Genomic DNA, 20,243 nt, shown 5'->3' with positions numbered 1-20,243 from the left:
GGGCGGCGGGCTGTCAGTCGAATTTGCGCGACGGGGCCAGGACCGATGCCTCGCCGATCAGCACTTTTTTACCGTCGACGCTGCAATGGCAATCCAGTTTCACGCGGCGTTTGGCGATGTCGATGTCGATCACCTTGACCTCGGCATAGACCATGTCGCCGGGGCGTACGGGGGCCAGGAATTTCAGGCTTTGGCCCATGTAGACGGTGCCGTGGCCGGGCAGTTGTTCGCCGATCACGGCCGAGATCAGGCCGGCGGTCAGCATTCCGTGGGCGATGCGCCCCTCGAAGATGGTGTCACGGGCATAGTCGTCGTCCAGATGGACCGGATTGCGGTCGGTGCTGACCTGGGCGAACATTTCGATGTCCTCGTCCGTCACCACTTTGCGCAGGTGACGGGTCATGCCCATTTCGATGTCTTCGATGCAGATCGTGCCGCGTGGCAGGTTGTCCAACATTCCCGTCTCCGGTTATTTTCTGACGCAATGACGTCGCTGTTCGCAACTTTATTACTTTGCACGCGCAGAAAAGCCAAGGGGAAATTTGTCAGCGCAAAAAGCCGATTGTGTAAGTGGGGTTGACCATTTCGCGGTCCAGATAGGTTTGCAGCGCGTCGGCATCGGGTTGGGTTTCGGTTTTTGTTTCTTCTGCCGCCAGACCGCCCGAGATGAACAGGGAATCAATATCCTCGCCCTGTGCGCCCTGAATGTCGGTCAGCACGCCGTCACCGATCGCCAGAATCGAGCCGCTGTCGGTCTTGCGGTTGATTTCGCCCAGACGCAGGCGGGCCAGATCGTAAATTGGCGGATGCGGCTTGCCGGTATAGAGGCTTTCGCCGCCCATTTCTGTATAGAGCTTGGCCACGGCACCCGCGCACCATTCGCGCACATCGCCCCGATCCACGACGATGTCGGGGTTGGCGCACAGCAGTTTCATGCCCTTTTGCTTGGCGTACAGCAGCTGCGGGCGCAGGTCGTCGATGTCTGCCATCGGATCGAAGGGGCCGGTGCAGACGATGCCTTCGGCCTCTTCCAGCGGTACGATCTGGATGTCGACCGGCTCATCAACCACGCCGATGGGATCGAAAAAATTGGTGTCGCGGCTTTCACCGATGAAGAACACCTTTTGCCCAACAGCGCCGCGGTACATTGCCGTGCGGGCGCTATCGCCGGATGTGGCAATGGTGTCCCATGCGTCGTCTGGCACGCCCATCTTGGCGATTTGGGTTGTCACGCTGGCGCGCGGACGCGGAGCATTGGTGACCAGAACCACGGTGCCACCGGTTTTGCGATAGGCTTGCAGGGCGGCCACCGCGTCGGGGAAGGCAGTGACGCCGTTGTGGACGCAGCCCCACAGGTCGACGAACAGCGCGTCGTAGCGGTCCGAGACGTCGGAAAGGGCGGTGATGATCTGGGTCATGGTGCGGTCCTTTGGTCGGTGTGTTGTCATGCTTAGAGTATGAAACGCAGGCGGGGTGCAAGGGCAGGGATGGTGTGGGCCGGTCTGTCTTAGGAAAGACGGGCAAAGAAAAAGACGGGCAAAGAAAAAGGCGGGCAAAGCGCCCGCCTGATCCGGGGCGCTGCCCCTTATATATGTCGCGCGATACAAAAGTCGCGGATGTGGCTTAGACCTTGAGGTTGGGGATGATCTGCTTTTTGCGGCTCATCACGCCGGGCAGGACCACGGTGTCGCCGGTCACGGTCACGCCAAAGCTTTTCTCGGCCACGGTTTTTACCAGATCGTTGGGCACCAGCAGCGTCGCCTCTTCGTTCAGGATGTCGACCACGAACAGCAGCACCTGATCGGCGCCGTCTTCGGCGGCCACGTCTGTCATCGACGCCATCAGGCTGTCCTTGCGGTCCAGCACGATCTTGGGCGCTGTGGTTTCCAGAACGCTGACGCGGAAATCCTTGCCATCGACGGTGTATTCCTTGCTGTCCATGCGCAGCAGTTCCGCGTCGGAAAAGGACGACACGTCGGATTTGGCTTCGAACATTTCCGACGCGTAGGACGGAATGTCGATGCCAAGCTGTTCGGCCAGATCGTAGGCAATCGCCTTGTCCTCTTGCGTGGTGGTGGGGCTGCGGAATTCCAGCGTGTCGGACAGGATGCACGACAGCATCGCGCCTTTGATGTCGTCGGGCATTTGCGCCATGTGCTTGCCGATGGATTTGAACATGATGGTCGCGGTGCAGGCCAGCGGCTCCATCACGATGTGGATCGGGCCGGCTGTTTCCAGACCGCCCACCAGCTTGTGGTGGTCGATGATCGCCTTGATGTCGCAATTGTTGATGTTGTCGGGCAGCTCGGCGGGGTTGTTGGTGTCGACGATGACCACGGGTGTGCCGTCGGCGACTGTGCTGACGATCTCGGGCTTGTCGAGGTTCCAGCGTTTCAGCATGAACGCCGCTTCGGTGTTGGGTTCGCCCAGCAGGACCGGTTTGGCGTCCACGCCGTGAACGGTTTTCAGATACCACGCCCAGATGATCGGGCTGCCGGTGCTGTCGGTGTCGGGGGATTTGTGGCCAAATACGAGCGTTGTCATGGGACATCCTGAGTTTGTGTGCGGTTTTGCGGGCCTTATAGGCGGGCGGATGCGGCTTGTCACCTGCGGTATTTTGGCTGTTTGGGATATGGGAATAAGGGCCGCTGGCGCGGACGCTGTTTGTTTTGATGAGGGGCTTTGCCCCTCACGCTCCCCAGGATTTTCTGAACCAGAGAAGGGGCGGGGGTTACAGGCCCAGTTCGGCGCGGGCCTTGCGGGGCAGTTTGGCCACGATCATATCGTAAGAGGCGTCAATGTGTTGCGCCAGTTCGGCGTCGTTCAGGCCGGGTGCGGCATGGTGCTGTATCCATTTCATGCCGCGCGAGGCCAGGTAGGGGGCGGGGCGCAGGCCGGGCATGTCGCTGAGGATTTCAAAGGCAAGGTTGGTCACCTTGAAGGTGAAGGCGGGTGCGTCGTCGGCCCAGCCGCAGAGGGCAAAAAGCTTGCCGCCGACCTTCCAGACGTCGGCATTGCCCCATTGCACCACGTGGGTGGTGGCGGGTTTGGCGGCGCAGTGGGCGTTGAACTGATCACGGGTCATGTGCGGACGATAGCGGCTTGGGGCGCGGTGGGAAATGGTGTTAATTGACCGCCATGAGCACCGCCCGCGAAACCGATCTGTATTTGCCTGTCAAAGCGTTTCTTGAGGCGCAGGGCTATGTGGTAAAGGCCGAGGTGGGGGCGGCGGATGTGGTTGCGGTGCGCGGCGGCGAGCCGCCGGTGGTGGTCGAGTTGAAGCTGGGGTTTTCGCTGACGCTGGTGCATCAGTGCGTGGCGCGGATGGCGGTGTCGGATGACGTTTACATGGCCGTCGCGCGCGGACAGGGGAAGCGGTTTCAGCGTGCGTTGAAAGAGATGGTCACGCTGGCGCGGCGGCTGGGGCTGGGGTTGCTGACGGTGCGGATCAGCGACGGGCTGGTCGAGGTGCATTGCGATCCGGGGCCTTATGCGCCGCGCAAGTCGAAGAAGCGTCAGGGCCAGTTGCTGCGCGAGTTTGCGCGACGGCAGGGCGATCCGAACGATGGCGGGCAGACGCGGGTGGGGTTGGTCACGGCCTATCGGCAGGATGCGGTGAAGCTGGCGTTGTATTTATACGAGGCAGGCGCCTGCAAGGGCGCGGATGTGGCGCGCGAGACGGGGGTGGCACGCGCCACCACGATGATGCGCGACGATCATTATGGCTGGTTCGAGAAGGTGGACAAGGGCATCTATGGCCTGACGCCCAAGGGGGCCGAGGCCGTGATGGCGGCGGGCGCTGCGCTTGGCCGCTAGAACGGCTGGCGACGCAGGGTGTAACCATTGTTCGCAAGCAGGTTCAGCAGGCCGTGCGTGCCACCCAGATGGCCCGCGCCGACGGCGACGACGGTGACGCCAGAAGCGGCGGTGATCCGGGGCAGCCAGTTGGCGTTGCGCTGGGTGATCAGCTTGTCCAGCATATCGTCAAAAAGCGCGTCGAATTCGGCATCGGGCAGGTTCACCCAACTGCGGGCCACCACGCGGTTCAGCGGCAGGATCGCGCCGTGATCTTCGTCAAAGTACTGCTCGATCAGCGTGGCGGTCATGTCCTCGGACTGCTGTACGGACATCACGCCAAGGCGCAACAATGCGACCTGCTTTTCCAGCGAGTCCTGTCCCATCAGGACAAAAAGTGTGTCGAAGGGTTCCAGCGCCGTGGCGGGCACGTCGTTATCCTGTGCGATGTGCAACAGCGCCTTGTCCAGGCCTTCGCCGCCGTCTTGCATGGACGTCAGCACGCAGGGCGGCATTCCCAGCACCAGCGACAGATACCACGGTTGAAATTTTGCAGCCATGAACGGGGGAATGCCCCGTTCGGACGCTGCTTGGGCCAGCTTGTCCCAATCCTCGGGTGGCATCATGTCGATCAGCGTGGGGCCTGATGTGAGCGAGATCAGCTCGGGGCGGGTGGCCATGGCGTTCTTCAGTTGGGCCTCTTCAGCTTCGGTTGCTTCGACCAGCAGCGTGTCGGCGGATGCGATCACGCCTGCCAGCGCGTCGGCCACCGCTGGCAGGCGGGGATCGGCCACATGGATCGTGCCGATCAGATGAATCGTCTGGTCCCCCTTGTGTGCGACCCAATGGTTCCCATCTGGGTAGGGCATGTCGCGCATCAGCGCGTCCAGCTCGGTGGTCTGATCCGCCGTCAGACGGGCGCGCAGATCGGTGCCGTTGCAGGTGGCAGATGCCATCTGTGGCAGCAGCAGGGCGAGCATGAAAACAAGGGTGCGCAGCATCGGTCAGGGGCCTTTCGGTCAGTGTCAGGCCACGCTATGCGCCCGTGCGGCAAAGGCAAAGGGGCGACCCCGGAAAAGCTGCGCAAAAATTGCAAACTCCAAGGTTGACAGCCCAGCCGCACATGCCTAGCTATGCGTCGTTATCACTCGGAGGAGCTGAGTGCTAACACGGGGTACCAAGGTGCCCTGCAAGGGAGTAACTTTGAGCCTTAAGGAGCTGCAAAGATGGCATTGAAACCGCTTCATGACCGCGTGCTGGTTCGCCGCACGGAAAGCGAAGAGAAAACTGCTGGCGGGTTGATTATTCCCGATAGCGCGAAAGAAAAGCCCTCGGAAGGCGAAGTTGTTTCGGTTGGCGCGGGCGCCCGCAAAGACAACGGCGAGCTGATCGAAATGGCCGTCAAGCCAGGCGACAAAATTCTGTTCGGCAAATGGTCGGGCACCGAAGTCACCGTCGCAGGCGAAGAACTGCTGATGATGAAAGAATCGGACATCATGGGGATCATCGAGTAAGCGCCCCGCTTGCTCTGACCTTCATTGACCCACACATTCTCAAAGGAGAAAATACATGGCTGCTAAGGACGTCAAATTTGACAGCGAAGCGCGCAACAAGATCCTGAAAGGTGTCAACATCCTTGCTGACGCCGTCAAGGTTACACTGGGCCCCAAAGGCCGTAACGTTGTTCTGGACAAATCCTTTGGCGCACCGCGCATCACCAAGGACGGTGTATCGGTTGCCAAGGAAATCGAACTGGAAGACAAGTTCGAAAACATGGGCGCACAAATGGTCAAGGAAGTTGCTTCCCGGACCAACGACGAAGCAGGCGACGGTACAACAACCGCGACTGTTTTGGCCCAAGCCATCGTTAAAGAAGGCATGAAATCGGTTGCCGCCGGCATGAACCCGATGGACCTGAAGCGCGGCATCGACATGGCAACCGCCAAAGTCGTTGAAGCGATCCGCGCCGCGGCACGTGACGTGACCGACAGCGACGAAGTTGCCCAGGTCGGCACCATCTCGGCCAACGGCGAAAAAGAAATCGGTCGTCAGATTGCTGACGCGATGCAAAAAGTCGGCAACGAGGGTGTGATCACCGTCGAAGAAAACAAGGGTCTGGAAACAGAAACCGTTGTTGTCGAAGGTATGCAGTTCGACCGTGGCTACCTGAGCCCCTATTTCGTCACCAACGCCGACAAGATGACTGTCGAGCTGGAAGACGTGATCATCCTGCTGCACGAGAAAAAACTGTCGAGCCTTCAGCCGATGGTTCCGCTGCTGGAGCAAGTGATCCAGTCGCAAAAACCGCTGCTGATCATCTCGGAAGACGTTGAAGGCGAAGCGCTGGCGACACTGGTTGTCAACAAACTGCGCGGCGGCCTGAAAATTGCTGCGGTCAAAGCACCCGGTTTCGGCGATCGCCGCAAAGCGATGCTGCAAGACCTTGCAGTTCTGACAGGCGGTCAAGTGATCTCCGAAGATCTGGGCATGAAGCTTGAGTCCGTTACAATGGACATGCTGGGTTCCGCCAAGAAAGTAACCATCACCAAAGACGAAACAACAATCGTTGATGGCGCTGGCGAAAAGGCCGAGATCGAAGCACGCGTTGCCCAGATCCGTAACCAGATCGAAGAAACCACATCCGACTACGACCGTGAAAAGCTGCAAGAACGCGTTGCCAAACTGGCAGGCGGTGTTGCCGTGATCCGCGTGGGCGGCATGTCGGAAATCGAAGTCAAAGAACGCAAAGACCGCGTTGACGATGCTCTGAACGCGACACGCGCCGCTGTTCAGGAAGGTATCGTTGTGGGTGGTGGTGTTGCTTTGGTCCAAGCCGGCAAAGTGCTGGAAGGGTTCAAAGGCGACAACAACGACCAGGACGTTGGTATCAGCATCGTGCGCAAGGCTGTCGAAGCACCGCTGCGTCAGATCGCTGAGAACGCGGGCGTTGATGGCGCAGTTGTTGCGGGCAAGATCCGTGAAAGCAGCGACCTGACATTCGGTTTCAACGCGCAGACCGAAGAATATGGCGACATGTTCAAGTTCGGCGTGATCGACCCTGCCAAAGTGGTGCGCACTGCACTGCAAGACGCGGCATCGGTTGCAGCACTGCTGATCACCACCGAAGCCATGGTTGCCGACAAGCCGTCGAAAGACAACGGCGGCGGCGGCATGCCCGATATGGGTGGCATGGGCGGCATGGGCGGCATGATGTAATCTGCCGTTCCTCACCGAACGCTTTCATCTATAAGAAGGGGCTGCCTGCGGGCGGCCCCTTTTTTCATGTGCCAGACGGAGGGCATGCTATGCTGATCGGACCGGATTTTTCCCGCGAATTGCGGCGGGGCGAAGAGGATGAGGTGGAGGCGCTGTTGCGCAGCGCCTTTGATGGGGCGGCCGAGGCTGAATTGGTGCGCGCGCTGCGCAAGACCGGCGCGATGGCAGGGGAAAGCGTGGCCACCTGGGACGGGCGGATCGCGGGCTATTACGCGCTGTCCCATATGGTCGCGCCCAAGGGCTGGCTGTGTCTGGCGCCGGTTGCCGTGTCGCCCGACCGTCAAGGCCGCGGGCTCGGGCGGCGGATGATGGGCATGTTGAGCGAATGGGCGCGGCTGAGCCAGACCTATGTTGTGGTGCTGGGGCAGGTGGCATTTTATGAACGTGCCGGATTCTCGCAGGCGCGGGCGCAGGGACTGACATCGCCCTATCCGCTGGCGCATACGATGATCGCGGGGCCGGGGACGGATGTGCCGGTGTCTGCGTTGCAGTATCCCAAAGCCTTTGCAACGTCGGGCTGAGTTTATGAAGCTTTTCCTTTTGACCGCGCTGACGATGGTGGCCTTTGCCGCCAATTCCGTGTTGAACCGTGCCGCCGTTGGCAGCGGCAGCATTGATCCTGCCAGCTTTGCGTTGATCCGGGTGGTGGCCGGAATTGTGACCCTGTGCATGGTGCTGAGTGTGCGGGGCACGCCGCTGCCGTTGTTCCGGCGCGCGCGGGTGGTGGGGGCGGTTTCGCTGGCCGCTTATATGGCGGGGTTTTCGCTGTCTTACGTGGTGCTGGATGCAGGCGTGGGCGCGCTGATCCTGTTTGGTGTGGTGCAGATCACGATGTTTGGCTGGGCCGCGTTGCGTGGCGCGGCCCCGTCGCTGCGGCAGATGGCGGGTGCGGGCGTGGCCTTTGCCGGATTGTTGCTGGTGCTGTGGCCGGGGTCCGGGCCGGGCAATCACACCGATCCGGTGGGGGCGGTGATGATGGTGATGGCCGGGCTGGGCTGGGCGGCCTACACGATTTCCGGCCGCACCGAACCTGATCCGCTGCCTGCGACGGCGGCGAATTTCTTGCTGTGCCTGCCGGTGCTGGCGCTGTTCCTGATCGGACCGGAGATGCACGCGGGCGCCTTTGGTATCGGTCTGGCGGTGGTGTCGGGGGCTGTGACCTCGGGGCTGGGCTATGCGCTGTGGTATGCGGTGCTGCCGCGGCTGGCGCAGGCCACGGCGGCGGTGGTGCAGCTGAGCGTGCCTGTGATTGCGATTGTCGCGGGCGTCTTGTTTCTGGGCGAACCCGTCAGCGTGGTGCTGGGGATTGCCGCCGTGATGGTGCTGGGCGGTATCGGCTGGGCGGTCACCACACCAAGGGTTCCAGCGGATCATAGCTGATCCCGTCCCGCCCAAAGGCCACGGTCCCGAGGCTTGAGGGTTTGTGCGGCACCTGCGCCAGTTCCGCCTGCGTCACCCAGCGGCGTTTGGTCACCACCGCTTCGGGGTCTTTCCAACTGTCGGGGGTGTCGGCGCTGCCGTCCAGCGTGCAGCGAAAGAACACCTCGACCTGATGAAAGTCGCGGTTGCGGTCGTGGAATTCGTTGACCAGACAAGGCGCGCCCACGGTCACGCGCAGGCCGGTTTCCTCGTGCACCTCGCGGGCCAGATTGGCGGGCAGGCTGCTATGCGCCTCGACCCCGCCGCCGGGGGCGCACATCAGCGGGCTGCGGTTGCCGGCAAAGGCGTTGACCAGCAACAACCGCCCGTCATGGACGATCACCGCGCGGGCGGCGATGCGGGGTGGGCGCGGATTGGACATAAGCAGGTTTCCGTGAACAAACGGCTATGGGCCATTCCATAACGCGCGCATTGGCACTATCTCACACTGCATGAGAGTTTGCATGTCGATCCTGCCCTTGCTGTTGCTGTTGCTGCTGTCCGCGCCCGCGCGGGCGGATTGCGTGATCTTGTTGCACGGGCTGGCACGCACCGAGACGTCGTTTGCCCTGATGGAAGCGGCGCTGGAGGCGGACGGGTTTCAGGTTGTGCGCCCGGGCTATCCGTCGACGCAGGCGCGCGTCGGGTCGTTGTCCGAAGGTGTGATGCCTGCCGCGCTGGAGGAATGTGGCGACCAGACCGTCGACTTTGTCACCCATTCGATGGGCGGGATACTGGTGCGCGAATGGCTGCGTGATCACGATCTGCCGAACCTGGGCCGGGTGGTCATGCTGGCCCCACCCAACCAGGGCAGCGAAGTCGTGGACAAGCTGGGCGACCTGGCGGCGTTCGAGTGGATGAACGGACCGGCGGGGGCGCAGATGGGCACCGGCCCCGACAGCCTGCCGCGCAGCCTGCCGCCTGTGGACTTTCCGCTGGGGGTGATCGCGGGGGACCAGTCGCTGAACGCCTATTTCTCGACCCTGTTGCCGGGGCCGGATGATGGCAAGGTCAGCGTGGCATCGACCCGCGTTCAGGGCATGACGGCGCATGTCGTGTTGCCGGTCACCCACACATTTATCATGAACAACCCGCGCGTGATCTCGCAGACCGTGCATTTCCTGCGCACCGGCACGTTCGAGGACAGTATCTCGTGGCTGGATGCGGTGCTGGAACAGTTGGATTGCCCCAGCGGCGATTGCGTGGCGCGCGGCGGGTTCTGGGGATCAAAGCGCAATGCTGACAATTGATATTACGGGGGCCGAGGTTTTGGGCCCGCAAGGCTTTCACCGCGACGGGCTAAGCTTGGCCGAGGGGCTGATTGCGGATGCGCCCGTTGGCCGGTCTGTCGACCTGAGCGGGTTTCGCGTGCTGCCCGGTATCGTCGATGTGCACGGCGACGGGTTCGAGCGGCATCTGGCGCCGCGTCGCGGCGCGATGAAGCAGATGGCCGAAGGGCTGATCGCCGCCGAGGCAGAGCTGGCCGCCAATGGCATCACCACCGGCGTTCTGGCGCAATTCGTAAGCTGGGAAGGCGGCCTGCGCGGGATGGAATTCGCCGATCAGGTGTTCACGGCGATCCGCGACACGGCGGGCGGGCTGGTCACCGACCTGCGCCCGCAGCTGCGGTTCGAGACGCATCTGCTGGACGACTACGCAGGCCTGCCTGCACGGATTGCCAATTGGGGCGTGTCCTATGTGGTGTTCAACGATCACCTGCCGCACGCGCGTCTGGCCGAGGGGCGCAAGCCGCCGCGTCTGGTGGGGCAGGCGCTGAAGGCGCAGCGCAATCCCGAGGTTCATTTCCAGATGCTGCTGGACCTGCACGCGCGGCGCGCCGAGGTGCCTGCCGCTTTGGATGCGCTGTGCGCTGAACTGTCGGACATGGGCGTGCAAATGGGCAGCCACGACGACCAGACCGCCGCGGCCCGCGCCGCATGGCGGGCACGCGGGGTGAAGGTGTCGGAATTCCCCGAAACGCTGGAGGCCGCCGAGGCGGCGCATGCGGCGGGGGATGTGGTTATTCTGGGCGCGCCCAATCTGGTGCGGGGCGGATCGCACAAGGGCAATGTGTCGGCGCTGGACGTGGTGTCGATGGGCATGGCTGATGCGGTGGCGTCGGATTACCACTATCCCAGCCCGCGCCGCGCGGCTTTGATGCTGGCGCGGTCGGGGGTGATGGATTTTGCTACGGCCTGGTCGCTGGTGTCGGCGGGGCCGGCGCGGGCGCTGGGGCTGGACGATCGGGGTGTGTTGCAGGCAGGCAAGCGGGCCGATCTGGTGGTGCTGGACGGCGCTGACCGCGTGGCGATGACGGTCAGCGGCGGGCGCGTCAGCTGTCTGTCGGGTGATCTTGCGGCGCGGTTGGTGGCGTGATCCCGAACGGGGGCGCCGGGATGACAGCGGCCCTCCGGGGGGGATTTTTTAAGCCAAAAGAAAGCAGTCAGCGCGTGATGCGGTTGACGTGGCCCATTTTGCGGCCCGGTTTGGTGTCGGCCTTGCCATAAAGATGCAGTGCGGTGTCGGCGGCGGCGGCCAGTTCGGGGACGCGGTCCATGTCGTGGCCGATCAGGTTTTCCATCACCACGTCGCTGTGGCGCTGGCCGTCGCCCAGGGGCCAGCCGGCGACGGCGCGGATGTGCTGTTCGAACTGGTCCACGGCACAGCCGTTCTGGGTCCAGTGGCCTGAATTGTGCACGCGCGGGGCGATTTCGTTGACGATCAGGCCGGTGGGCGTGACGAACAGCTCGACCCCCATAACGCCCACGTAATCCAGCGCGTTCAGGATACGTGCAGCCAGCAGCACAGCATCGGTGCGCGCGCTGGCGGGCAGCGCCGCCGGGACGGTGGTGGTGTGCAGGATGCCGTCGCGATGCACGTTTTCGCCGGGGTCGTAGCAGGCGACATCGCCCGAAGCGCTGCGGGCGGCGATGACGGACACCTCGATGGTGAAGTCAACGAACCCTTCCAGCAGGGCGGGGGCACCGGCCATGTCGGCGATGGCCTGGGCCGCGTCGGCGTCGGATTTCAGGCGGGCCTGTCCCTTGCCGTCATAGCCGAAACGCCGGGTTTTCAGGATCGACGGCGTGCCGATGGTGCCAAGGGCGGCGTCCAGTGCCGCGGCGTCGGGGATGTCGGCGTAGGGCGCTGTGTTCAGGCCCAGACCTTTCAGGAAATCCTTTTCGGTCAGGCGGTCCTGACTGATCCGCAATGCCTCGCGGTTGGGATGGATCGGTTTGATCGCCTCGAGGATGTCGAGTGCTTCGGTCGGGATGTTTTCGAATTCATAGGTGATAACATCGACCGACTGCGCAAAGGCGGTCAGGGCGGCGGTGTCGTCATAGGCCGCCGTGGTGCAGGCGTGGGCCACATCGGCGGCGGGCGGGTTGGCGCCGGGTTCATAAATGTGGGTTTTAAAGCCCAGACGGGCGGCGGCAACCGACAACATACGGCCCAACTGGCCACCGCCGAGAATGCCGATGGTGGCGCCGGTAGGAAGTGGGTTAATCATCGCTGGGCTCTTCCGGGATCGAGGCAGACAGGTCGGCGCGCCATTGGTCCAGACGCTGTGCCAGGGCAGGGTCGTTCAAGGCAAGGATACCCGCCGCCATCAGGCCCGCGTTGGCAGCCCCTGCGGCACCGATGGCCATGGTGGCCACGGGAAAGCCGCGCGGCATTTGCAGGATGGAATAAAGCGAATCGACACCCGACAGTGCCTTGGTCAGCACCGGCACGCCGATCACCGGCACGCGGGTTTTCGAGGCCATCATACCGGGCAAATGCGCAGCACCCCCTGCGCCCGCGATGATCACCTGCAAACCGCGATCCACAGCCGTCTTGCCATAGTCCCACAGCCGGTCGGGGGTGCGATGGGCGGACACGATGCGGGTTTCAAACGCCACGCCCAGATCCTCCAGCATTTGCGCGGCTTCGCGCATGGTGGGCCAGTCGGACTGGCTGCCCATGATAATGCCGACTTTGGGGGATTGGTCTGTCATCCTGCGCCCTCGTGTATTGCTGTTTTGTCGGGGAGTTATACGGACATGACGCGGCGGAGCAAGGCTCAGGCGATGATGTCGGGGGTCAGACGGTCTTCGATTGTGGAAATCAGGTCTTTCAGGCGCAATTTGCGCTTTTTCAGCCGTTGCAGGGTCAGCGGGTCGGATGTGGCGCGCTGCGTCATGGCGGAAATCGCCTCGTCCAGATCACGATGTTCGCGCCGGAACACTTCCAGTTCGACGCGCAGCACGTCGTCGTTCTTCATCGAAAGGTCAGAGGGCGCATTCATGGACTGTGATTCCCGGATCTTGAGGAGTTGTATACATAGGCGATGACGCCCGCTGCGCATAGTGTCTTGGCGTTGCAAATGCCGCGATTGGGTGGCTTGAATTGTCGCTTTTTTGACAATGCGGGGGCCTTGGAGTTGTCCGGCCTCTTGTCTGGGGGCGGGAATCTTCCCATATTCTGAACAGGCGGTTGCCAAACGGGGCCGCATCTGACTGTCGCTTGATCTGATAAGGACGTGTCGCAATGACGAAAATGACGCTAGGCTCGCATCCGCATATGCTGGGGTTTGAGCAACTGGAGCGCCTGCTGGAACGCACGGCGAAATCCGGCAACGAAGGCTACCCGCCTTTCAATATCGAACAAACTTCCGATTTTTCCTATCGCATCACGCTGGCGGTGGCCGGTTTTGCCGAGGAAGACCTGCAAATCACGGTCGAGGATCGCACGTTGGTGATCCGCGGGCGACAATCCGACGACGACGAGGGCCGGGTGTTTTTGCACCGTGGCATCGCCGCGCGACAATTCCAACGGACCTTTGTGCTGGCTGACAGCGTTGAGGTAGGAGAGGCGATCATCGAAAACGGTCTGCTGCATGTCGATCTGACGCGGGCGAAACCCGAAACAGTCGTCCAGACCATCCGCATTCGGAAAGGGTAACCACATGGAAACGCCATTTGAAACAGACCCCAAAAGCAACATCGTCTACGTCAAAACGATTGATGTAAGCGACCTGCCAGAAGAGGTGCAGGAGCAGGCCGAAGGGCTTGAGCATCTTTACGCCGTGCACGATGCACAGGGCACGCAGATTGCGCTTGTCGCTGATCGCAAGATGGCCTTTGTGCTGGCGCGGCAGAATGATCTGGCACCCCAAGCGGTGCACTGAATACGTAACGTTGCTGCTGGCCCTGTGGGCCGGCAGCCTGTGGGCCGATGTGCCGGTTCACGCAACCACGGCGCAAGAGCGCGCGGTGTTGCGCCAGATAGAGACGCAGGTGCGTCGGTATTTTCTGACAACATTTGGTGTTGAGGTGACCTCGCGGTTTGCGCTGGTGGGGGCGGGCGACGCTGCGACCTTGTTGGCGCAGGTTCAGGCCGCGCAAAGGGCAGGCGGATGGCGCGTGCGTCGCAGGGCGCTGGACGGCGGGCGGATTTGCCCTGAAACCCGCGTGGGCGGTGCCGCCAACCGCACGTTTATCGCGTTGTGCTGGCCTGCGCCCGTCGCGGGGGAGGATGCCAGTCAGGTCTTGCGCGTGTCAGCCGGGGCGGTTCTGGCGCATGAATATGTCCATCAATTGCAATATGATCTGGCGCGGGACCGTCCCGCGCGACGTCTGGGCGACGACTGGCTGATGGGGCCTGCGTGGCTGGTTGAAGGCACGGCAGAGGTGTTCGAAGACCACTTTCGCACCGGCGGGGTTGCGGTGGACGGGGTGGCCCTGTTCAACCTGCAATCCTCGGCCCGGCGGTCGCGTCTGACGCTGGACCAGATGCGGGCCACCGGCGCGCTGGGCGACGGGCAGGCCTACGGCGTCGCGCGGTTTGCGGCGTTCCTGTTGGCGGGGCGATACGGGCCGCAGGCGCTGCTGGACTATTTTGCCCAACTTGGCGAGACAAAGGATCAGGATGCGGCCTTTCTTGCGGCGTTCGGGACAACTATGGTCGGATTCGAAGCCGAGTTCGAGGCGGTGCGCCGTGATTTCGGGGCGGCCAAGGCCTATGTGGGGGTGCCATGACGTTTGATTTTGACTGGGTGGATGCGTTCTGCGACCGCGCGTTCGGAGGCAACGGCTGTGCCGTGGTGCATCAGGGCGCAGAGCTGAGCGATGATATTTGCATGGCTTATGTGCGCGAGACATCTTTGGTCGAATGCACATTCACCGGCCCCTCGGATGTGGCAGATGTGCGGGTGCGCTATTTTCTGGCCAGCCGCGAGATACCCTTTGCGGGTCATCCGACAATTGCCACGGTGGCCGCGATGCGCGCGCGCGGGCTGATCGGGGACGGGCCGCTTGTGCTGGAAACCGGCGCGGGGTTGGTGCCGGTGACGGTGCAGGGCAGCCGGGTCACGATGACACAGATCGCGCCGCAGTTCGGCGCGCAGGTTGATACGGCGCTGGTGGCGGCGGTGGGCGGTGTGACGGCAGATGACATTATCAGCCCGCCGCAACTGGTCAGCACGGGCCTGCCCTTTGTCATCACGGTTCTGAAGGACCGCGCCACGCTAGAGCGGCTGTCTTTCAACCCCAAGGCGCTGGCCGATCTGTCGGTCGAGATGGGCAGCGGTACGGATATGATGGAACCGTTCTGGTGTGCGCTGGAAGGGTTTACTGACGCAGGTGACACCGCCGCGCGATTGCTGCTGGCCCCGCCCAGCCCGCCCGAGGACCCGTTCACAGGCTCGGCTACCGGGGCGATGGCATCCTATCTATGGGCGCAGGGCCTGATTGATGCGCCAGAGTTCACCGCCGAACAAGGGCACGGGCTGGGCCGCCCCGGACAGGCGCAAGTGCGCGTGCTGGGGCCGCGTGATGCGATCACCGGGGTCGAGGTGGCGGGCGACGGCTTTGTCCTGATGTCGGGCACAGCGAACCTGCCGCATGGCTGAAGCCGCAATCGCAGTTTTGCCCTATGGCAACGGCATTGGCAAACGGGTGGCCGATCTGCCGTTGAACATGCTGCACTGGCCGGTGGGACGCCCTGCCGCGTTCAGCAGTGGCACGGTGGCTGATCTTGGGCCGGATGACCATCTGCTGGTCTATCCCAAGACGTCGATGCACCTGCGTCCCTTTGGCGTGTCTGCCCAAGTCAGCGTCATGGTGGTTGAACCGCGCGCCATTCATGCCCGCCACCTGCGGCTGTTGCGCTGGACGCACCGGCGCTATCACCGGATTTTCACACATGACGCCACCCTGTTGCACGCGGCACCCAACGCGCGGTTTCTGGCGGCGGCGCGTACGTGGGTGCCGGACTGGGACACGCTGGACCTGTCCAAGACCGAGGACGTGTCGTTGATCGCGTCGAACCGGCGCGATCTGGAGGGGCACAAGCTGCGTCATGCGGTGGCCGAGGCGACCGACGGTGTGACGCTGATGGGCCGCGGCTATGCGCCGTTTGAACACAAGCACGAAGGTCTGGCACCGTTCCGCTTTTCGGTGGTGATCGAGAATATCCGCGCGCAAGGATATTTCAGCGAAAAGCTGGTCGATGCGTTGCTGTGCGAAACAGTGCCGATCTATTGGGGCGCGCCGGATGTCGCGGACTATTTCGATCCCGATGGCATGATTGTGTGCACCACGCAGGACGAGATACTGGCCGCCATCGCGAAGGCGGACGCGGATCTGTACGACGCCATGCGACCTGCGTTGCTGCGGGCCAAATCGCAGGCGACGCGGTGGGCAGATTACGAAGTGGCCGCTGCGCAGATGCTGCGCGACGCCGAATAGCGCTATTCGGCCGCCTGGACGTCGGATGTCAGAGCCACGCCAGAGGCCGCAGGCAGCACCACATAAAATGTGGTGCCGCGCCCAAGGTGTGATGTGACAGACACCGTTCCGTTCATTGCCTGGATAAGGTTTTTGACAATGCTCAGACCCAGACCCGTGCCGCCCTTGTTGCGCGAATCCGACGAGTCGACCTGATAGAACGAGTCGAAGATTTTTGGCAAAGTATCATCTGGAATTCCGATGCCCGTGTCAGACACGGCGATGACCACGCCGCCGTCGGTCTGCGTCAGGTCGACGCCCACCGTGCTGCCCGGTTTGGAGAACTTGACCGCGTTATGAACGAGGTTCGATAGCACCTGGCGCATACGTTTGGTGTCGACCTTGACCGGCGCTATGCCGTCTTGGCTGGTCAGCGTCACCGTAATGTCCGAAGCTTTGGCGTAGGCTTGGAAATTGGACATTTCGCCCGCGATCAAGGCTGCCAAGTCCACGACTTCGGTGCGCAGATCAATGCGCCCGGCCGTCAGGTTTTCGATCTCGAGGATATCTTCGATCAGCAGCGAAAGCTGTTCTGAATTCTTTTGCACCATATCCAAAAGCTTTTTGGCCTTTTCGGGAAATGTACCCGCCGCGCCGGCGTTCAGCAGGGTCACCGCCCCGCGAATCGAGGTCAACGGCGTGCGCAGTTCGTGGTTCATCACGGAAATGAACTGTGATTTGGCGACATTTGCAGCCGTTGCATCCTGCAACAGCCGCTCTTTTTCTTTCAGCGCTCTTTTGGTTTGTGCGGTCTCAAGAATTTGCAAGGCGCCCAGCACCACGAATGCCGCCACAACCAATCCCGTTAGGATTGAATTCTGCGTGCTTATCGCGGAAAGGTCTTCGCGCCGGGTTTTCGACAACCGCGACGAGGCCTGTAGCACATCAAGCGACAGGTTGCGCAGGTCGGAATTGTAGCTGGTGATTTCGTCAAGAAACCTGCGCACATCCGAGTTCGGCACAATCTGTTGCGGCAGGTTGACGATAAGACTGTCGTTGGCTTGAAGCACTGTAAACAGCCGCCCAAGGACAGCCCTGTCGACCTGATATTGGTCCAGTTTGTCTGCGGTTTCGCCTTTCTGGATCACGACCAACCTGCTCCACAGGATGTCGAAGCGACGGTTTACATCTTCGGGACCGCTGCGCCCAAGCGTGTAATCGTTCAGCGCCAGTTCAAGTTGCAGCAGATCGTATTCGATCCCGGTCACAAACCAGATCGGCCCAGTTGGATTCCCGCCCTCCAGCCCCGAAACGCGTTCGCGCACCGAGGTCAGGCTGAGCACAATCAAGGCGAGCAGCACAAACAGGGACCCAAGGACAAGAAGCCTAAGTTTACGCAGCATATTCAGATCACTCTACAATCTGCATGCTTTTAGTTTGCCAGACCAGTCGGCTGTTGATGGCCTCGTCTTCCAGTTCCGCGTGGTCCGAGATCGGATACATGATCCAGATCGGTCCTTTTTCTCGCAGCGACATGGTTTCACCGTCACGACGGGTCGCCAACATCACGTCAAAGTCCAGAATGTCGCCAAGCGGCATGTCGATCTTGTAGTCGTTGATCGCCATTACCCTGATTTGCGCGTCCGATGGCATGTCCTGACCGGCATCGGCCAAGACAACACGCGCCAAGGGGCCGGAAAATTCGGATGTGCCATCAATGAAGGGATTCTTCGTCACATAGGTTGTCTGGTCCAGCGCGTCGAGCTGTTCCAAGGAATAGGTTTTGACAACCGTGCCATCTGGCCCAATCACCGAAAAGATGTCTTGGGCAATGGCCGCCACAGGAATCCCGAGCGCGAAAACGGCGGTCAGAAAAAGATTTCTCATATAAAGCTCCTTAGCTAATCCGGTGGAGCATCGGAGGCGCGCAGGTTGGCGCGGTGTGAACGAAAGTCGCCTGATGAAGACACGGCTAAAAAAATTACTTGTTACGAATAAAACACCAACGGATTTATCTACATCTACAACCCCCGGTTAAGCAGAAAGTTCCCGACAAACGCAAAAGCTGTTTCTTTCAAGGCTTGCCGGCGGCCAAGGTGACAAAGACACATGCCAGGCGTGTGGTTTTCCGGCTGTCGCGTTTGCGGATATGCACGGTTGGAACGACGCACAAAAAAGGCCCCGCGGGGAACAGCGGGGCCTTGTGATCTGTCAGAGCAATCGCGCCTTATTCGGCGGCGATCAGGCCCATGCTTTCCAGTTTCAACAGAACCTGATGGGCGCAGTTGTCCACCTCGACGTTCTCTGTTTGCAGGCGGATTTCGGGGTTCTCGGGCACGTCGTAAGGGTCGGAAATGCCGGTGAATTCCTTGATCTTTCCTTCGCGTGCCAGTTTGTACAGGCCCTTGCGGTCCCGGCGCTCGCATTCCTCGATGGTGGTCGCGACGTGCACTTCGACAAAGGCGCCAAAGGCTTCGATGTCTTCACGCACGGCGCGACGTGTTGTGGCATAGGGCGCGATGGGCGCGCAGATGGCGATGCCGCCGTTCTTGGTGATTTCCGATGCGACATAGCCGATGCGACGGATGTTCAGGTCGCGGTGCTCTTTCGAGAACCCCAGTTCCGAGCTGAGGTTCTTGCGCACCAGGTCGCCGTCCAGCAGCGTCACCGGGCGGCCGCCCATTTCCATCAGCTTGACCATCAGCGCGTTGGCGATGGTGGATTTACCCGAACCCGAGAAGCCGGTGAAAAAGACGGTAAAGCCCTGTTTCGAACGCGGCGGCTTGGTGCGGCGCAGTTCCTTGACCACTTCGGGGAAAGAGAACCATTCGGGGATTTCCAGACCTTCTTGCAGGCGGCGGCGCAGTTCGGTGCCCGAGATGTTCAGGATGGTCACATCATCCTTGTCTTCGATTTCATCCATGGCTTCGTATTGGGCGCGTTCCTGCACCCAGACCATGTGTTTGAAATCGACCATTTCGATGCCCATTTCTTCCTGATGCTCGCGGAACAGGTCCTGCGCATCATAGGGGCCGTAGAAATCTTCGCCTTTGGAGTTCGAGCCGGGGCCTGCGTGATCGCGACCGACGATAAAGTGCGTGCAGCCGTGGTTCTTGCGGATCAGACCGTGCCACACAGCCTCGCGCGGGCCTGCCATACGCATGGCAAGGTTCAGCAGCGACATCGACGTGGTGGCCGCCGGATATTTGTCCAGAACCGCCTCGTAGCAGCGCACGCGGGTAAAGTGGTCGACGTCGCCCGGTTTGGTCAGGCCGACAACAGGGTGGATCAGCAGGTTGGCCTGTGCCTCGCGTGCGGCGCGGAACGTCAGTTCCTGGTGGGCGCGGTGCAGCGGGTTGCGGGTTTGGAACGCAACAACCTTGCGCCAGCCCATTTTGCGGAAATAGCTGCGCAATTCGTTGGGCGTGTCGCGGCGGGCGCGGAAATCATAGTGCACGGGTTGCTGGATGCCGGTGACCGGACCACCCAGATAGATCTTGCCCGCTTGGTTGTGCAGGTAGTTCACGGCGGGGTGTTTGTCGTCGTCGGCGCCAAAGACCTTCTCGGCCTCTTTCGCCTTGTTCGGCTCCCAACGGTCGGTGACGGTCATGGTTGCCAGAATCACGCCTTCTTGGTCGCGCAGGGCGATGTCCTGCCCGATTTCCAGCGCTTCGGCAAATTTCTCGCCCACGTCCAGCGTGATCGGCATGGGCCACAGGCTGCCGTCGGCTAGGCGCATGTTGTCCACGACGCCGTTATAATCTTCTTCGGACAAAAAGCCCTTGAGCGGGTTGAACCCGCCGTTCATCAGCAATTCCAGATCGCAGATCTGGCGCGGGGTCAGATCGTGGCTGACCAGTTCGGCTGCTTCGAGTTTAAGTTTTTGAGCGGAATCGTAGGAAACATAGAGTTCTGGAATCGGGGCGAGATTATTCTGCATCGGCATGAAGATTTCTTTCGTTCAACGGGTGGAAGCAGCCCTGCGGGCAACACTTGAGGCGCAATAGCGGGCTGGGCGCGGGGCGTCCAGATGTAGAGCGTCTG

24 protein-coding genes are annotated in these 20,243 nt (G+C 61.5%); 12 read left to right on the top strand and 12 right to left on the bottom strand.

Annotated features, from left to right (window positions below):
• Positions 1-13: 13 nt before the first annotated feature.
• From AAC077_RS12010 to AAC077_RS11995, 4 genes are all read right to left on the bottom strand, one after another.
• Complete coding sequence (locus AAC077_RS12010; RefSeq protein ID WP_028958567.1) at positions 14-457, bottom strand: MaoC family dehydratase; 444 nt, start codon at positions 455-457, stop codon at positions 14-16.
• Positions 458-545: 88 nt separating this feature from the next.
• Positions 546-1,418 carry a TIGR01459 family HAD-type hydrolase gene (locus tag AAC077_RS12005; protein WP_339769892.1) on the bottom strand — a complete coding sequence of 291 codons (873 nt, stop codon included), beginning with the start codon at positions 1,416-1,418 and terminating at the stop codon, positions 546-548.
• Between the two features lie 205 nt (positions 1,419-1,623).
• Complete coding sequence (locus AAC077_RS12000; protein ID WP_339769890.1) at positions 1,624-2,544, bottom strand: manganese-dependent inorganic pyrophosphatase; 921 nt, start codon at positions 2,542-2,544, stop codon at positions 1,624-1,626.
• Between the two features lie 187 nt (positions 2,545-2,731).
• Positions 2,732-3,085, bottom strand: coding sequence for an MmcQ/YjbR family DNA-binding protein (locus AAC077_RS11995; protein WP_339769888.1), 354 nt, complete (start codon positions 3,083-3,085; stop codon positions 2,732-2,734).
• A gap of 53 nt (positions 3,086-3,138) precedes the next feature.
• Between AAC077_RS11995 and AAC077_RS11990 the strand changes: the two genes are divergently transcribed.
• Positions 3,139-3,816 (top strand): DUF2161 domain-containing phosphodiesterase, encoded by a 678-nt coding sequence (locus AAC077_RS11990; RefSeq protein WP_339769886.1) that lies wholly within the window; start codon positions 3,139-3,141, stop codon positions 3,814-3,816.
• Here AAC077_RS11990 and AAC077_RS11985 read toward each other — a convergent pair.
• Positions 3,813-4,796: a TraB/GumN family protein gene (locus AAC077_RS11985; RefSeq protein WP_339769884.1), complete on the bottom strand. Its 984-nt coding sequence runs from the start codon at positions 4,794-4,796 to the stop codon at positions 3,813-3,815. The genes AAC077_RS11990 and AAC077_RS11985 overlap by 4 nt on opposite strands.
• A 225-nt stretch (positions 4,797-5,021) precedes the next feature.
• Between AAC077_RS11985 and AAC077_RS11980 the strand changes: the two genes are divergently transcribed.
• The 4 genes from AAC077_RS11980 to AAC077_RS11965 all read left to right on the top strand — a co-directional run bounded on the left by AAC077_RS11980 (position 5,022) and on the right by AAC077_RS11965 (position 8,451).
• On the top strand, positions 5,022-5,309 hold the full coding sequence (locus AAC077_RS11980) for a co-chaperone GroES (protein WP_028958561.1): 288 nt from the start codon (positions 5,022-5,024) through the stop codon (positions 5,307-5,309).
• A 55-nt stretch (positions 5,310-5,364) separates the two neighbouring features.
• The gene (groL, locus tag AAC077_RS11975) at positions 5,365-7,011 is read left to right on the top strand and encodes a chaperonin GroEL (protein ID WP_339769880.1); all 1,647 of its coding nucleotides are present in this window, start codon (positions 5,365-5,367) and stop codon (positions 7,009-7,011) included.
• A gap of 89 nt (positions 7,012-7,100) precedes the next feature.
• On the top strand, positions 7,101-7,592 hold the full coding sequence (locus AAC077_RS11970; protein ID WP_339769878.1) for an N-acetyltransferase: 492 nt from the start codon (positions 7,101-7,103) through the stop codon (positions 7,590-7,592).
• Positions 7,593-7,596: 4 nt separating this feature from the next.
• The gene (locus AAC077_RS11965) at positions 7,597-8,451 is read left to right on the top strand and encodes a DMT family transporter (RefSeq protein ID WP_339769876.1); all 855 of its coding nucleotides are present in this window, start codon (positions 7,597-7,599) and stop codon (positions 8,449-8,451) included.
• Here AAC077_RS11965 and AAC077_RS11960 read toward each other — a convergent pair.
• Positions 8,417-8,872, bottom strand: coding sequence for an NUDIX domain-containing protein (locus tag AAC077_RS11960; RefSeq protein ID WP_339769874.1), 456 nt, complete (start codon positions 8,870-8,872; stop codon positions 8,417-8,419). The two genes, AAC077_RS11965 and AAC077_RS11960, sit on opposite strands and share 35 nt — an antisense overlap.
• 82 nt (positions 8,873-8,954) lie before the next feature.
• Between AAC077_RS11960 and AAC077_RS11955 the strand changes: the two genes are divergently transcribed.
• Together AAC077_RS11955 and AAC077_RS11950 are read left to right on the top strand one after the other, a co-directional pair.
• Positions 8,955-9,740 carry an alpha/beta fold hydrolase gene (locus AAC077_RS11955; protein ID WP_339769872.1) on the top strand — a complete coding sequence of 262 codons (786 nt, stop codon included), beginning with the start codon at positions 8,955-8,957 and terminating at the stop codon, positions 9,738-9,740.
• Complete coding sequence (locus tag AAC077_RS11950) at positions 9,727-10,866, top strand: alpha-D-ribose 1-methylphosphonate 5-triphosphate diphosphatase (RefSeq protein ID WP_339769870.1); 1,140 nt, start codon at positions 9,727-9,729, stop codon at positions 10,864-10,866. Before AAC077_RS11955 ends, AAC077_RS11950 begins: the two co-directional genes overlap by 14 nt.
• A gap of 67 nt (positions 10,867-10,933) precedes the next feature.
• Here the strand turns inward: AAC077_RS11950 and AAC077_RS11945 are convergent, their stop codons facing one another.
• The 3 genes from AAC077_RS11945 to AAC077_RS11935 all read right to left on the bottom strand — a co-directional run bounded on the left by AAC077_RS11945 (position 10,934) and on the right by AAC077_RS11935 (position 12,778).
• Entirely contained in the window at positions 10,934-12,001 is a 1,068-nt protein-coding gene (locus AAC077_RS11945; protein ID WP_339769869.1) for a 5-(carboxyamino)imidazole ribonucleotide synthase, read from the bottom strand.
• On the bottom strand, positions 11,994-12,488 hold the full coding sequence (purE, locus tag AAC077_RS11940; protein ID WP_339769867.1) for a 5-(carboxyamino)imidazole ribonucleotide mutase: 495 nt from the start codon (positions 12,486-12,488) through the stop codon (positions 11,994-11,996). Before purE ends, AAC077_RS11945 begins: the two co-directional genes overlap by 8 nt.
• A gap of 65 nt (positions 12,489-12,553) precedes the next feature.
• On the bottom strand, positions 12,554-12,778 hold the full coding sequence (locus AAC077_RS11935) for a DUF465 domain-containing protein (protein WP_339769865.1): 225 nt from the start codon (positions 12,776-12,778) through the stop codon (positions 12,554-12,556).
• Positions 12,779-13,020: 242 nt separating this feature from the next.
• Between AAC077_RS11935 and AAC077_RS11930 the strand changes: the two genes are divergently transcribed.
• The 5 genes from AAC077_RS11930 to AAC077_RS11910 are packed head-to-tail and all read left to right on the top strand — an operon-like array spanning position 13,021 to position 16,220.
• Complete coding sequence (locus AAC077_RS11930; protein WP_339769864.1) at positions 13,021-13,434, top strand: Hsp20 family protein; 414 nt, start codon at positions 13,021-13,023, stop codon at positions 13,432-13,434.
• A 4-nt stretch (positions 13,435-13,438) separates the two neighbouring features.
• Complete coding sequence (locus AAC077_RS11925) at positions 13,439-13,660, top strand: DUF1150 family protein (RefSeq protein WP_339769862.1); 222 nt, start codon at positions 13,439-13,441, stop codon at positions 13,658-13,660.
• Entirely contained in the window at positions 13,632-14,510 is an 879-nt protein-coding gene (locus AAC077_RS11920; protein WP_339769860.1) for a hypothetical protein, read from the top strand. Before AAC077_RS11925 ends, AAC077_RS11920 begins: the two co-directional genes overlap by 29 nt.
• A complete protein-coding gene (locus AAC077_RS11915) occupies positions 14,507-15,382 on the top strand; it encodes a PhzF family phenazine biosynthesis protein (protein ID WP_339769858.1) in 876 nt (291 codons plus the stop codon). The genes AAC077_RS11920 and AAC077_RS11915 overlap by 4 nt, the downstream gene beginning before the upstream one ends.
• Positions 15,375-16,220, top strand: coding sequence for a hypothetical protein (locus AAC077_RS11910; protein ID WP_339769856.1), 846 nt, complete (start codon positions 15,375-15,377; stop codon positions 16,218-16,220). The genes AAC077_RS11915 and AAC077_RS11910 overlap by 8 nt, the downstream gene beginning before the upstream one ends.
• Before the next feature lie 2 nt (positions 16,221-16,222).
• Here AAC077_RS11910 and AAC077_RS11905 read toward each other — a convergent pair whose 3' ends face one another.
• The 3 genes from AAC077_RS11905 to AAC077_RS11895 all read right to left on the bottom strand — a co-directional run bounded on the left by AAC077_RS11905 (position 16,223) and on the right by AAC077_RS11895 (position 20,145).
• Positions 16,223-17,602, bottom strand: a complete 1,380-nt coding sequence (locus AAC077_RS11905; RefSeq protein ID WP_339769854.1) for an ATP-binding protein — start codon at positions 17,600-17,602, stop codon at positions 16,223-16,225.
• A 7-nt stretch (positions 17,603-17,609) separates the two neighbouring features.
• The gene (locus AAC077_RS11900; protein ID WP_339769852.1) at positions 17,610-18,086 is read right to left on the bottom strand and encodes a hypothetical protein; all 477 of its coding nucleotides are present in this window, start codon (positions 18,084-18,086) and stop codon (positions 17,610-17,612) included.
• Between the two features lie 340 nt (positions 18,087-18,426).
• A complete protein-coding gene (locus AAC077_RS11895) occupies positions 18,427-20,145 on the bottom strand; it encodes a bifunctional sulfate adenylyltransferase/adenylylsulfate kinase (RefSeq protein ID WP_339769850.1) in 1,719 nt (572 codons plus the stop codon).
• Positions 20,146-20,243: the final 98 nt, after the last annotated feature.

The sequence above is a fragment of the uncultured Pseudosulfitobacter sp. genome, assembly GCF_963976325.1.
Classification (GTDB): domain Bacteria; phylum Pseudomonadota; class Alphaproteobacteria; order Rhodobacterales; family Rhodobacteraceae; genus Pseudosulfitobacter.
The sequence above is the reverse complement of the archived record's forward strand: the minus strand, read 5'-3'. Positions and strand labels throughout refer to the sequence as shown.

Excerpts from the sequence above, each read along its gene's own strand:
- AAC077_RS12010 (WP_028958567.1), bottom strand. The coding sequence starts at position 457 with ATGTTGGACAACCTGCCACGCGGCACGATCTGCATCGAAGACATCGAA.
- AAC077_RS12005 (WP_339769892.1), bottom strand. The coding sequence starts at position 1,418 with ATGACCCAGATCATCACCGCCCTTTCCGACGTCTCGGACCGCTACGAC.
- AAC077_RS12000 (WP_339769890.1), bottom strand. The coding sequence starts at position 2,544 with ATGACAACGCTCGTATTTGGCCACAAATCCCCCGACACCGACAGCACC.
- AAC077_RS11995 (WP_339769888.1), bottom strand. The coding sequence starts at position 3,085 with ATGACCCGTGATCAGTTCAACGCCCACTGCGCCGCCAAACCCGCCACC.
- AAC077_RS11990 (WP_339769886.1), top strand. The coding sequence starts at position 3,139 with ATGAGCACCGCCCGCGAAACCGATCTGTATTTGCCTGTCAAAGCGTTT.
- AAC077_RS11985 (WP_339769884.1), bottom strand. The coding sequence starts at position 4,796 with ATGCTGCGCACCCTTGTTTTCATGCTCGCCCTGCTGCTGCCACAGATG.
- AAC077_RS11980 (WP_028958561.1), top strand. The coding sequence starts at position 5,022 with ATGGCATTGAAACCGCTTCATGACCGCGTGCTGGTTCGCCGCACGGAA.
- groL (WP_339769880.1), top strand. The coding sequence starts at position 5,365 with ATGGCTGCTAAGGACGTCAAATTTGACAGCGAAGCGCGCAACAAGATC.
- AAC077_RS11970 (WP_339769878.1), top strand. The coding sequence starts at position 7,101 with ATGCTGATCGGACCGGATTTTTCCCGCGAATTGCGGCGGGGCGAAGAG.
- AAC077_RS11965 (WP_339769876.1), top strand. The coding sequence starts at position 7,597 with ATGAAGCTTTTCCTTTTGACCGCGCTGACGATGGTGGCCTTTGCCGCC.
- AAC077_RS11960 (WP_339769874.1), bottom strand. The coding sequence starts at position 8,872 with ATGTCCAATCCGCGCCCACCCCGCATCGCCGCCCGCGCGGTGATCGTC.
- AAC077_RS11955 (WP_339769872.1), top strand. The coding sequence starts at position 8,955 with ATGTCGATCCTGCCCTTGCTGTTGCTGTTGCTGCTGTCCGCGCCCGCG.
- AAC077_RS11950 (WP_339769870.1), top strand. The coding sequence starts at position 9,727 with ATGCTGACAATTGATATTACGGGGGCCGAGGTTTTGGGCCCGCAAGGC.
- AAC077_RS11945 (WP_339769869.1), bottom strand. The coding sequence starts at position 12,001 with ATGATTAACCCACTTCCTACCGGCGCCACCATCGGCATTCTCGGCGGT.
- purE (WP_339769867.1), bottom strand. The coding sequence starts at position 12,488 with ATGACAGACCAATCCCCCAAAGTCGGCATTATCATGGGCAGCCAGTCC.
- AAC077_RS11935 (WP_339769865.1), bottom strand. The coding sequence starts at position 12,778 with ATGAATGCGCCCTCTGACCTTTCGATGAAGAACGACGACGTGCTGCGC.
- AAC077_RS11930 (WP_339769864.1), top strand. The coding sequence starts at position 13,021 with ATGACGAAAATGACGCTAGGCTCGCATCCGCATATGCTGGGGTTTGAG.
- AAC077_RS11925 (WP_339769862.1), top strand. The coding sequence starts at position 13,439 with ATGGAAACGCCATTTGAAACAGACCCCAAAAGCAACATCGTCTACGTC.
- AAC077_RS11920 (WP_339769860.1), top strand. The coding sequence starts at position 13,632 with ATGATCTGGCACCCCAAGCGGTGCACTGAATACGTAACGTTGCTGCTG.
- AAC077_RS11915 (WP_339769858.1), top strand. The coding sequence starts at position 14,507 with ATGACGTTTGATTTTGACTGGGTGGATGCGTTCTGCGACCGCGCGTTC.
- AAC077_RS11910 (WP_339769856.1), top strand. The coding sequence starts at position 15,375 with ATGGCTGAAGCCGCAATCGCAGTTTTGCCCTATGGCAACGGCATTGGC.
- AAC077_RS11905 (WP_339769854.1), bottom strand. The coding sequence starts at position 17,602 with ATGCTGCGTAAACTTAGGCTTCTTGTCCTTGGGTCCCTGTTTGTGCTG.
- AAC077_RS11900 (WP_339769852.1), bottom strand. The coding sequence starts at position 18,086 with ATGAGAAATCTTTTTCTGACCGCCGTTTTCGCGCTCGGGATTCCTGTG.
- AAC077_RS11895 (WP_339769850.1), bottom strand. The coding sequence starts at position 20,145 with ATGCCGATGCAGAATAATCTCGCCCCGATTCCAGAACTCTATGTTTCC.